At 69.0% G+C, this 12511-nt stretch carries 5 protein-coding genes and 1 pseudogene; 2 read left to right on the top strand and 4 right to left on the bottom strand.

The window, feature by feature from the left end; genetic code table 11:
* Positions 1-127: 127 nt before the first annotated feature.
* From N5875_RS32650 to N5875_RS32640, 3 genes and pseudogenes are all read right to left on the bottom strand, one after another.
* Positions 128-316 (bottom strand): annotated as a pseudogene (locus N5875_RS32650) (hypothetical protein); the annotation flags it as partial.
* A 422-nt stretch (positions 317-738) separates the two neighbouring features.
* A complete protein-coding gene (locus N5875_RS32645) occupies positions 739-2157 on the bottom strand; it encodes a family 43 glycosylhydrolase (protein ID WP_318207351.1) in 1419 nt (472 codons plus the stop codon).
* Positions 2158-2210: 53 nt separating this feature from the next.
* Positions 2211-3665, bottom strand: coding sequence for a family 43 glycosylhydrolase (locus N5875_RS32640; protein ID WP_338499328.1), 1455 nt, complete (start codon positions 3663-3665; stop codon positions 2211-2213).
* 500 nt (positions 3666-4165) lie between these two features.
* Between N5875_RS32640 and N5875_RS32635 the strand changes: the two genes are divergently transcribed.
* Positions 4166-9430 carry a family 43 glycosylhydrolase gene (locus N5875_RS32635; protein WP_338497807.1) on the top strand — a complete coding sequence of 1755 codons (5265 nt, stop codon included), beginning with the start codon at positions 4166-4168 and terminating at the stop codon, positions 9428-9430.
* A 219-nt stretch (positions 9431-9649) separates the two neighbouring features.
* On the top strand, positions 9650-11974 hold the full coding sequence (locus N5875_RS32630) for an Orn/Lys/Arg decarboxylase N-terminal domain-containing protein (protein WP_338497804.1): 2325 nt from the start codon (positions 9650-9652) through the stop codon (positions 11972-11974).
* A gap of 262 nt (positions 11975-12236) precedes the next feature.
* On the opposite strand, the gene N5875_RS32625 is transcribed toward N5875_RS32630, so the two are convergent.
* Positions 12237-12491 carry a hypothetical protein gene (locus N5875_RS32625; protein WP_338497803.1) on the bottom strand — a complete coding sequence of 85 codons (255 nt, stop codon included), beginning with the start codon at positions 12489-12491 and terminating at the stop codon, positions 12237-12239.
* Positions 12492-12511 lie beyond the last annotated feature (20 nt).

Genomic DNA, 12511 nt, shown 5'->3' with positions numbered 1-12511 from the left:
CGGAGTACGAATGGCGAAGCGCGAACCGGCCCTGACGACGGTGGCTCCAGTGGGGGCTTGACCGAGCTGGCGGACGCCCATCCGAGCGTGACCAAGGCGCGGGCGGACGGCGGCTACCAGACCAGCGTCATCCAGCACGGCGCCCGCCTCGGGATCGATACGGAGCGGGCGTGAAGTGCACCACGGTGCTCTCGCAGGCGCCCGCGTACACGGTCAGCGCGTTCAGTTCGCCCTGGTCGACCGCGAGGCCCCAGCGCAGCTTCGTCGCGGTCCACTCGCCGACGTACCGGCAGTGGGCATCGGCGCGCGGCGGCATCGGCTGACCGTGGAGCAGCTGGCCGACCACCTCGTCGAGAGCGGCTGCTGAGGCGAGGTCCGGCCACCCCCCTTTGCCGGCCGAGCTCTACGACGACGTGGTCAACGGATCGCGGGCCGACGCCACGCCGTGACGCCAAGGCGGCGTGACGTCACCGGCGTTCGTATCCGGCGAAGGGGCTCATGTCCTCGTCCTTCGCCCGTTCCTACGCGGCGCGTCACGGGCATCTCGCTGTTCCCAAGCCTCCCCGATCGCCGAGGGCGCCGCACAGTAGACGGCGTGGGTGTCGAGGAGATCGCGGAGGAGCTGTACGGGCTGAAGCCGTCCTAGTTCACCGCGGCGCCGGACGCGTACGCGGGGCGCGCGATCCTGGAGACCCGGTGCCGGCCGCCCCGGAGCGGGAGCGGCCGGCACCGCGTTTCCTACTGGGCGTAGAACGTCGCGTCCGCCTTGGCGGTCGGCGTCTTCGCCGGCTGTGTCACGAGCAGGTAGTCGTAGTGGCGGAGGTAGCGGCCGGGGAAGTTGTACGACTCGAAGGAGACGCCGGCGGCCGTGTCCGCGAGGCCCGGACGGCGGTGGAAGCTGGCGTCGTTCTTGAAGACCGTACTCCCGTCGTTCTTCTCGACCCATACCTCCTGGTTCTTGTGGCGCAGGTAGTAGCCGGGGAAGTTGGCCGATTCGAGGGAGACGGTTCCGGTGCCGGCGAGGCCGGGGACGACGCGGAACTGGGAGTCCGCGAGGTTGGTGACGTTCGCTTCGATCTTGGCGCGGAATTCCCAGTGCCGGATGAACCGGTCGGGGAAGTTGAAGGACGAGAAGCGGACGGGGGTGACCCCGTCGGCGACCGGGATGCCGAAGTTCGGGGTGCCGTCGGCGTTCCAGTAGAGCTTCTGATAGCGGGTGCGGCGGTTGGGGTCGTTGAGCGGGTCGCCGGTGATGTCCTTGTAGTTGCGGTCGTGGTAGACGAGGACGTCCGACTTCCCGTCCTCGGACGTGGTGAAGGTGTTGTGCCCGGGGCCGAACTGGCCGGTCGCGGTGTTGCTGGTGAAGACCGGGTTCGGGTTCTTGGCCCAGGAGGCCGGGTCCATCAGGTCCGCGTCGGCGGCGGCCGTCAGCAGGCCGAGGCAGTAGTTGCTGTCCGTTGCGCTGGCGGAGAAGCTCATGAAGACCTTGCCGCCCCGCTGGATGACCGCCGGGCCCTCGTTGACCGTGTGGCCGACCGTCTCCCACGCGTGGGTCGGCCGGGAGATCATCACCGGACTGCCGCTGATCGTCCAGGGGTTGGACATCCTGGCCAGGTAGATGTTGGTGCCGGCGCCGACCGCCGGGTCGTTCTGCGCCCAGGAGAGGTAGCGGGTCGAGCCGACGACGAAGGTGGTGGCGTCGAGCGAGAAGGTGTCCAGCGGCAGGGCGATGCGGCCCTTCTCCGTCCAGGTCCCCGTCAGCGGGTTGGCCGCGCCGGTCTCGAGAACGTACGGCCGGATCCTCCAGATGTCGCCGGTGGATCCGGCGGCGAAGTAGACGTACCACTTGCCGTCGATGAAGTGGACCTCCGGCGCCCAGATGTGCGCGCCCATCTCACCGCTGGCGTGTCTGCTCCAGATGGTGGTCTCGGCGGCGGTGGACAGGCCCTGGAGGGTGGTGGCCCGTCGCATGACGATCCGGTCGTACGCGGGGACGGTCGCCGTGAAGTAGTAGTAGCCGTCGGTGTGCTTGAAGATGTGCGGATCGGCGCGCTGTTCGGCGACCGGGTTGGTGAAGGTCACCGCCGGTGAGGCGGGGGCCGCCGCGTGGGCGGGGGTTCCGGTGGTCAGCACTGCCAGTGCGGCGAACAGAGCCAGGACCGCCCTTGCGATGTCGCGTCTCACGATCTTCCTCTTCTCCGTCACGGCGCTCACGCCGCAGGCTTGAGCTGCCACTGCTGGCAGGCGTTGTTCAGCCAGGTCCACTGCCGTATGTCGGCGCCGTTCTCCGTACCGCAATCGGCGACGTCGGCGACCTTGCCGCTGCTCTCGTTGACGATCCGTACGTAGTCGCCCGACGCCGTGTGCACGAGGCGGAACTTCTGGCAGTCGTTGTTCAGCCACGACCACTGCCGCAGATCGGCGCCGTCGGCGGCGGAGCAGTCGGCCGTGTCCATGACCTTGCCGGTCGCGACGTTGACGAGCCGGCTGGTGTCGTTGCCGAGGTCCTCGATCCGCCACTTCTGGTTGGCGCCGCCGTTGCAGGTCCACTGTGCGATGTCGGTGCCGTCCGCGGTGTTGCCGCTCTCGACGTCAAGGCACTTGCCGCTGTTGCGGTTCACGAGCGTGTACGCCGTCGGTGTGGCCGCTGCCTCTCCGGACGGGCCGGGCCGGGTGGTGCCGAGGGCGACCGGGGCGCCGAAGTCCGGGGTGCCGTCGGCGTTCCAGGTGAACTTCTGGGCGCGGGTGGTGCGGCCGTTGTCGCAGCCGTCGGAGGCCGAGTCGTTGGCGTGGTAAACGATCCAGTTCTCGGTGCCGTCGGGCGAGGTGAAGAAGCCGTTGTGGCCGGGTCCGTAGACGCCGGCGGAGTCGTTCCGCGAGAAGACCGGTGTGGACTTCTTGGTCCACGAGGAGGCCAGCAGCGGGTTGCTGCCGGTCAGTTCCAGCCGGCCGAGCTTGTAGTCCGGTCCCCAGCAGGCGCTCGCGGAGTAGACGACGAACGTCTTGCCGTTGCGGTAGAGCGGCTCGGGTCCTTCGTTGACCGAACCGCCCTGGGTCTCCCAGCTCAGGGTGGGGCTGGAGATGACGGTGAAGGCGGAGCCGCTGACCGTGTACGCGTTGCTCATCGGGGCGATGACCAGACTCTGCTTGCTGCCGTTGATGGAACCGCTGCCCATCAGGTACAGCTTGCCGCCGTGTCTCAGCACGCTGGCGTCGATGAGCCAGCCCCCGGGGTTGAGGTTCGAGCCGGTGAGCTGGTTCTTGTAGGTGTACGGGCCCATGGGATCGCTGCCCGCGCTCTCCAGGACGTAGGTGCGCTGGGAGTCGCAGCAGGCGACACCGCTCTGCCCCGCGGAGTAGTAGAGGTACCAGCGGCCGTCGAGGAAGTGCAGCTCGGGCGCCCAGAAGTTGGTGTTGCGGGTGGAGGTGGTGTCGCTCCAGACCTGGACGCTGGGGGCCGTGGCGAGACCGGCCAGGGTGGGCGACTTCCGCATGGTCAGCACGCCGGTGAAGGACGTGGTGACCAGGTAGTAGTGGCCGTTGTGGTACTCCAGCCAGGGGTCGGCGCCCTTCACCGACTTGACGGGGTTGGTGTACGGACGCCCCTCGGCCGCCGCGGCCGGCTGCGTGGCGACCGCGGCGAGCAGCATGAGCAGCGCTGTCATGAGGGTGAACCAGTAGCGGGTGCGGAACACGGCGAGTCCCCTTCGACAGCTGGCGGCTGACAGCCACCGGCCCCAGTTGTTCGAAATATCAGACACTGTGCGTAACTTCGACCAGAACCTAGGCACGCGGCCTGTACACGTCAACGGTTCAAGCGGGTTTGGTTACGACGACATTGCCCTCGGGTGACGCGGCACGCGACGGACACCGTGGATTCACCGGGCAACGTTGTCCGACGCGTCGATCAGGGCATCACCACGCACCCCACCTGCGGTTATCGACGACACACCGAACACGTCGTCCGACCCGTCGCACATTTCCCCCCGCCTCTTGACGCTGCGCTCCGCGCCGATCAACACTCGCGCAACACGACGTCCCACCGCCGAAACGGCAGGGCACCCACTCCTGGGGGCCTGCCGTCCCGTTTCCGGTTCTCCGGTTCCCCCACGTTCCGATTCCCCCCGACTCCCCCCCAGCAGCCTCATCAAGGGAAATTGAAACGATGCAATCCGCTCGACCACACAGCCGCACGCAACGGCGGGCCGGGCGTCTCGCCGGACTCACCGCCGCGTCGATCCTCCTGAGCGTCACCGGCCCCGCCGCCTCCGCCCACGCGGTGGAGAGCGCGGAGACCACCGGCAGTGCGACGACCACCGGCAGTGCGGAGATCACCGGCAGTGCGGAGATCACCGAAGGCCTGGCCCTCTGGTACAAGCTCGACGCCCCCTCCGGCACCACCGTGGCCGACGCCTCCGGCAACAAGCGCGACGGTACGGTCAACGGCACCGCAGCCTGGTCCGGTACCGGCGAGGGGCTGAGCTTCAACGGTTCCGACACCTTCGTCAAGATGCCGGACGGCATCCTCAGCGGCATGACCGCGATCACCGTCTCGATGGACGTCCGGATCGATGCGGCCCAGGCCACCCCGTACTTCCTCTACGGCTTCGGGAACACCAGCGGCACTGCCGGCAACGGCTACCTCTTCACGACCGGCGACACCTTCCGTACCTCGGTCGCCTCCGGCAACTGGTCGACGGAGCAGACCACCCGGCCCTCCCCGGGGCGCGCCCTGGCCCGCTCCGTCTGGAAGCACGTCACGTACACCCAGACCGGCTCCACGGGCGTGCTCTTCGAGGACGGCGTGGAGGTGGCCCGCAACACGGCCCTCACCCTCACCCCCGGCTCCATCGGCTCCGGGATCACCACCGCCAACCGCATCGGCAAGTCGGTGTACCCCGGCGACAAGCTCTTCAAGGGCCGCATCCGCGACTTCCGGGTGTACGAGCGCGCGCTGACCGGCCCGGAGGTCGAGCAGCTCTCCCTCCCCGTCGCCACCCGGGGGGTCGCCGACGACAAGGCCGCTCTCGGCCTCGGCGACACCGGCGCCGTCGTCTCCGACCTGACGCTGCCGACCGCCGGCACGGCAGGCGGTTCCACCATCACCTGGTCGAGCGACGCTCCTTCCGTGGTGTCGGCCACCGGCGCCGTGACCCGCCCCGCCGCCGGTGAACCGGACGGCCGCGCGCGGCTCACCGCGACGCTGAGAAAGGGAACAGTGACCGACACCAAGACCTTCGACATCAGGGTCCCCGCCGCGTTCGACGACGCCACCGCCGCCGGGGAGGCGGCCAGGGCACTGACCGTCCACGACCTCGATGACGTGCGCGGCAACCTCACGCTGCCCACGACCGGCGCGTACGGCACGCACGTCACCTGGTCCTCGGCGAAGCCGGCGGTCGTCTCCGCCGACGGTGTGGTCCACCGCCCGGCGCACGGCGCCGGCGGCACCACCGTCGAGCTGACAGCGACCGTCACCAAGGGCGAGGCCCGGGCGACCCGCGTCCTGACCGCCGAGGTGCCCGAACTCCCCGCCCGGGAAGCCCTCAAGGGCTACATGTTCAGCTACTTCACGGGCGAGGGCACCGCTGACGGCGAACAGCTCTACGCGGCACTCAGCAAGGGCAACGACCCGCTGAAGTGGCGGGAGTTGAACGGCGGCAAGCCCATCCTGACCTCCACGCTCGGCGAGAAGGGGCTGCGCGACCCGTTCATCATCCGCTCCCCCGAGGGCGACAAGTTCTACCAGATAGCCACCGACCTGCGGATCTACGGCAACGGCAACTGGGATGCGGCCCAGCGCACCGGCAGCAAGTCGATCATGGTCTGGGAGTCCACCGACCTCGTCCACTGGACCGACCAGCGCCTCGTCAGGGTCTCACCCGACGCGGCCGGCAACACCTGGGCGCCGGAGGCCTTCTACGACGAGAAGCTCGGCTCGTACGTCGTCTTCTGGGCCTCGAAGCTGTACGCGAACGCCGAGCACTCCGGCGACACCTACAACCGCATGATGTACGCCACCACCCGCGACTTCCGCACCTTCAGCGAGCCCAAGGTCTGGATCGACCGCGGTTACTCGGTCATCGACTCGACGATGATCAAGCACGGCGACACCTACCACCGTCTGTCCAAGGACGAGCGGAACAACTCCTCCTCGACCCCGAACAGCAAGTTCATCTTCCATGAGAAGAGCGACTCGATCCTCGATCTCTCCTACGACTTCGTCGCCGAGGGCATCGGCAAGGGGGCGATGAGCGCCGCCGAGGGACCCCTGGTCTTCAAGTCCAACACCGAGGAGAAGTGGTACGCGTTCCTCGACGAGTTCGGGGGCCGCGGCTACATCCCCTTCGAGACGACCGACCTCGCCTCGGGCCGGTGGACCCCGTCCACCGGTTACGACCTTCCCGCCAAGCCCCGCCACGGCACGGTCCTGCCCGTGACGCAGAGGGAGTACGACCGGCTGCTGCGCGCCTACCAGCCGGACCAGCTCGTCGAGTCGGTCGAGTCCGTCTCCGTGACGACGGGCATCGGTGACGCCCCGGTCCTCCCGGGAACGGTGATCGCCACGTACGCCGACGGCGTCGAGCGCCCCGTCTCCGTGGTCTGGGACGCCGTGCCGGCCTCGGCGTACGAGCGGGCCGGGACGTTCACGGTGACGGGCAGCCTGTCCGACGGCGCCGCGCCGCGGGTCCACGCCCAGGTCACGGCAGCGGCGGAAGGCCCCGAGGTCCCCGCCGACCTGCTCCTGCGCTACGCCTTCGACGAGACCGGCGGCAGCATCGCCCGTGACTCCAGCGGCCACGGCTTCCACGGCACGTACGTCCGTACGCCCGGCTTCGGCACCGGCGTCGACGGCGGATCCTTCCGGATGGCCGGCGGTGCCGCCGCCTCCACCACCGCGCCGTACGTCCGGATCCCGAACGGCGTCCTGAAGGGCGCCGAAAGCGTCACCGTCTCCACCCACGTCAAGTGGAAGGGCGGGGACAACCTCCAGTGGCTCTTCGGCCTGGGCCCGGACCGCGACACGTACCTCTTCGCCTCACCGTCGAACGGCGGCGGAAGGCTCTTCTCAGCAATCACGAAGGCCACCTGGTCGGGCGAGAAGCAGCTGACGGCGGGCTCCCCGCTCATCGCGGGCCGGTGGCAGCACGTCACGGTCACCGTGGACGGGGCGGCCGGCACGGCGGTCCTCTACGTGGACGGTGCCGAGGCGGCCCGGGCGACGGGGGTCACCGTCAAACCGTCCGAGCTCTACGACGCCTCCAAGGGCTACTCCGGTCACATCGGCAAGTCCCTCTACTCCCCCGACCCGTACTTCGGCGGCGAGGTCGACGACTTCCGGATCTACGGCCGGGCCCTTTCGGCCACCGAGGTCCTCTCACTCAGCGGCAACACCGCCGGCGTCGCGACGGCGACCCATCCCGCGCTGAAGGTGGACGCCCTCGTCGACAACGCGGCCGGCAGGATCACCCTGCCACTGGCCGAGGGCAGCGATCTCACCTCCCTGGCACCGGAGTTCACCCTCGCCGAGGGCGCCTCCATCAGTCCGCCCTCCGGCACGCTCCACGACTTCACCACGCCCGTGGCGTACGAGGTCACCGGCTCCGACGGCAAGAGGCGCACCTGGACCGTCACCGCCCTCGCAATGAAGAGCCCGGTCCTGCCGGGGCTCACCGCCGACCCGGACATCTCGCGGTTCGGCGACACCTTCTACATGTACCCGACCACCGACGGCTTCCCGGGCTGGAGCGGCACACGGTTCACGGCGTACTCCTCCAAGGACCTGGTGCACTGGAAGGACCACGGGGTCATCCTCGACCTCGGTCCGGACGTCAGCTGGGCCGACAGCAGGGCCTGGGCGCCGGCGATGGAGGAGCGGAACGGTAAGTACTACTTCTACTTCTGCGCCGACACGAACATCGGTGTCGCGGTCTCCGACTCACCCACCGGCCCGTTCGAGGACGCGCTGGGCAAGCCGCTGATCAAGGCCGGCCAGTACCCGGGCCAGATGATCGACCCGGCGGTCTTCACCGACGACGACGGAACGCCGTACCTCTACTGGGGCAACGGCGGGGCGTATGTGGTCCCGCTCAACGACGACATGATCTCCTTCGACGCGTCGAAGGTCACCGACATCACTCCCGGCGGGTACAGGGAGGGCACCTTCGTCATCAAGCACGGGGCCACCTACTACTTCATGTGGTCGGAGAACGACACCCGGGACGAGGACTACCGGGTCGCCTACGCGACGGGCTCCTCGCCCACCGGCCCCTGGACCAAGCGGGGCGTGATCCTGGAGAAGGACCTCTCCCTGGGCATCAAGGGACCCGGGCACCACTCGGTCGTCCAGGTGCCGAACACCGACGACTGGTACATCGCCTACCACCGCTTCGCCGTTCCCGGCGGTGACGGCACCCACCGCGAGACCACGATCGACAGGCTGGAGTTCGACGCCGCCGGCCTGATCAAGAAGGTCGTTCCGACACTGACCGGCATCGACCCCGTCACCGTCGTCCGCGCCGGTCCGGACGCCCGGGGCGCCGAGGGCGGCACGATCCCCGTCTCCGGCACCCTCTCGGGAGCCGGCGGAGCGAAGTGGACGGTGGAGGACGGGGCGCCGTGTGTCGTCGCCGACCCCGGGGCCCTGCTGACCTCGGTCACCTGCGCCGACGACGGTACGTACGAGCTGCAGCTGACCGGTGGCCGTAGCAGCGACACGCTCAGCGTGAGCGTGGACAACGCGGCCCCGGTGATCACCTCGGCCACGGGCCCGGGCGCGCCGGTTCCGGCCGGCCGGAGCACAGCGGTCACCGCGCACCTGACCGATGCAGGCTCCAGGGACACCCACAGCTGCCGGGTCGACTGGAAGGACGCCACGGAGCCCGCTCCCGGCACGGTCACCGGATCCGTCTGCGAAGCGCACCACACGTACACCGCGGCCGGCATCCACCGTCCGGTGATCACGGTCACGGACGACGACGGCGCCTCCGTCAGCACCCGGCTGCCCGAGCTGGTCGTCCACGACGGTGCGGCGGGCCCCGCGGCCGGCCGCGGTGTCATCGTCTCCCCGGCAGGCGCCTACCGCGCCGAGCCCGGCACGTCCGGGACCGCGGTCTTCTCCTTCGCCGCCCACTACAAGAAGGGCACCACCGTTCCCTCCGGTGAGGCCGCCTTCCTCTTCGGGGCCGGCAAGCTGAAGTTCCGTTCCACCTCTTCGGACTGGCTGGTCGTCACCGGTTCCGAAGCCCACTACCAGGGCTCCGGCACGGTCGACGGAACGGGTGGCTACGCCTTCCGTATCACTGTCACCGACGCCCCGGACACCTTCCGCATGAGGATCTGGAAGAAGTCCACGGGAGACGTGCTCTACGACAACGCCCCCGGCACCGCCACGAAGGGCATCACGCTCGGCACCTCTGAAGGTTCCTGACCCGGATCCGCCTTCCAGAGCTGCTGACGGGCGCCCCGAGCCGGAGCCGCCGCTTGCCGCGCCCTGGTTCTCCGCCGGCGCAGCTGGGTCCGGACCTGGCTGGTAACGGTTGCTGCGTGGGAGTGAAGAAGATCGAACACGGTCAGATGCCGGCGCGGGCGTTGCGAGACTGCGCCGGGCGTCACCCAGCGCCCGTAAGACCGTGAGGACAAGGACGTCATGGTGAACGGCAGTGTTCTGCTTGCCCTGCGCGAGAACCCGCTCCAGGGAGGAGTCAGCACCGAGCAACTACGTCGGATCGGCAAGGAACTGGAGGGGCAGGGACTGCAGCCCCGATGGGCGGCCGACGCCCGCGACGCCCGCGCGACACTGCGGACCGAGTCCGCTCTGGCGGCGGCCGTGGTCGCATGGGACCTGCCGGCAGACGGATCCAGCGGTCCGGGCGAGGGCGGGGCCGCAGTGCTGCGGCTGATCCAGAGCCGTTTCAAGGACCTGCCGGTCTTCCTCCTCATGGCCGACGACGGCGACCACGACCTGGAGCAGCTGCCGCTGTGGGTGTCGGAGGCCGTCGTCGGCTACATCTGGCCGCTGGAGGACACCGCCGCCTTCATCGCCGGCCGGGTCGCATCCGCCGCCCGCAGCTACCACCACGAGGTACTGCCGCCGTTCTTCAAGGCACTGAAGCAGTTCGACGACGCACACCAGTACTCCTGGCACACCCCCGCCCACGCCGGTGGCGTGGCGTTCCTGAAGTCCGCAGCGGGTCGCGCGTTCTTCGACTACTTCGGCGAGCGCCTGCTGCGCAGCGACCTGTCGATCTCGGTGGGCGAACTCGGGTCGCTTTTCGAGCACAGCGGCCCGATCGGCCTGGCAGAACGCAACGCCGCCCGCGTGTTCGGCGCCGACCGCACGTACTTCGTGCTGCACGGCAACTCCACCGCGGACCGCATGGTCGGGCACTACAGCGTCACCACGGACGAGATCGCCCTGGTGGACCGCAACTGCCACAAGTCCGTCCTGCACGGCCTGGTGATCTCCGGTGCCCGCCCCGTGTATCTGGTGCCGACCCGCAACGGCTACGGCCTGGCAGGCCCGCTGCCACCCGCCGAGATCGAGAAGGCCGCCGTCGCCGCCCGGATCGCCGCCAACCCGCTCACGGCCGGGGCGGTTTCGGACCAGGCGCAGTACGCGGTGGTGACGAACTCGACGTACGACGGCCTGTGCTACGACGCCCTCGCCACCACCCGGGCGCTGGCGCCGAGTACACCGCGCCTGCACTTCGACGAGGCATGGTTCGCCTACGCCCGCTTCCACCCCCTGTACGCCGCCCGCTACGGCATGGCCGTCGGCCCGGACACCTTCGACAGCCCCGAGCGGCCCACCGTCTTCGCCACCCAGTCCACTCACAAGCTGCTGGCCGCCCTGTCCCAGACCGCCATGGTCCACGTCAAGACCTCGCCCAGGGCCCCCGTCGAGCATGAGCGGTTCAACGAGGCGTTCATGATGCACGGCACCACCTCGGCCCTCTACCCGGCGATCGCCTCCCTCGACGTGGCCGCCGCCATGATGGACGGCCCGCAGGGCCAGTGGCTCATCGACGAAGCGGTCACCGAAGCCGTCCGCTTCCGCCAGGCCGTCGTCCGCACCGCCCGACGCATCACCGACGCGGGCGACCGACCCGACTGGTTCTTCGGAGTGTGGCAGCCCGACGAGATCACCCATCCGACCACCGGCGAGCGCGTCGCCTTCGCCGATGCCCCCGCCGACCTGCTGCGCAGCGACCCCGACTGCTGGCTGCTCGAGCCGGGGGCCGCATGGCACGGCTTCGAGGGACTCACCGACGGCTACTGCATGCTCGATCCGATCAAGGTCACCCTCACCTGCCCCGGCGTCACCGCGAGAGGCGAGACCTCTTCCTGGGGCATCCCCGCGCGCGTGCTGACGGCCTACCTGGCCCGACGCGGCATCGTCGTGGAGAAGACCGACAGCTACACCGCACTCGTCCTGTTCTCCATGGGCATCACCAAGGGCAAATGGGGCACACTCATGGACGCCCTGATGGACTTCAAGGCCCTCTACGACACCGACGCGCCCCTCGAACAAGTCCTCCCCGGCCTCGTCCAGGAGCACCCCGCCCGATACGAGGGCACCACCCTGCGCGATCTGTGCCAGACGATGCACGAACACCTCACCCACGCCGAACTGATCACCGCACTCGACACCGCTTTCCAGCAGCTCCCCGTGCCCGTCGAACCACCCCAGCGCTGCTATCAGAAACTCATCCGCGGCGGCACCGAACGCATCCCGCTGAGCCAGGCCGCCCATCGGACCGCAGCCGCCATGGTCACCGTCACACCGCCCGGCATCCCCGTCCTGATGCCCGGCGAATCCACCGGCACCCCCGACGGCCCCCTCCTGCGCTACCTACGCGCCCTCGAGGGCTTCGACCGCGCCTTCCCCGGCTTCCACAGCGAAGCCCACGGCGTCACCATCAACCCGGACACCGGCGACTACCTCATCGAATGCGTCCGCCTGCCGCAGTAGCCTGCTGATGGACGCTCTGGCCCAGGACTTCGCCGGGCCGTCGGCGGTGCTGGGGCTGCTCGGGCCGACCGACATCTGATCCGGCACACATCAACACCCCCTCTTCCATGGGCTACCTGAAGAGGGGGCGCGGTGCTGTCCATCAATTCGACGGCGTCGCGCCGAGGGGCACGACATGAAGGACGAGGACATCGCGCGCCCCTCCCGGCTCAAGGACCGGCACATCAACATCTATCTGGACGATTTCTGGGCCGGTGATGGCCTACTCGTAGAAGTAAGCCGCTCTCAACATGTCGGCGGTCAAGCTCCACTGGGGCTGATCGGGAACGGGCTCTCCTCGGTTGATGAAGTAGCCGTCCATGTCGTTGGTCCAGGCACTGAGCGCTTCGAGGTAGCCATGCAGCGACTGGTTCTCCCAACCACTTGCAGGGGCCTCGGCTTCTTGGCTGAGCTGTCTGACGTATGAGACGAGGTCCGCCCGCGTTCTCACCCAGGTGGTGTCGTTGAGCGAGTGCATAGCGAAGATCTTGCACGGGG

This window comes from Streptomyces sp. SJL17-4, from assembly GCF_036826855.1.
Classification (GTDB): Bacteria; Actinomycetota; Actinomycetes; order Streptomycetales; family Streptomycetaceae; genus Streptomyces.
The sequence above is the reverse complement of the archived record's forward strand: the minus strand, read 5'-3'. Positions and strand labels throughout refer to the sequence as shown.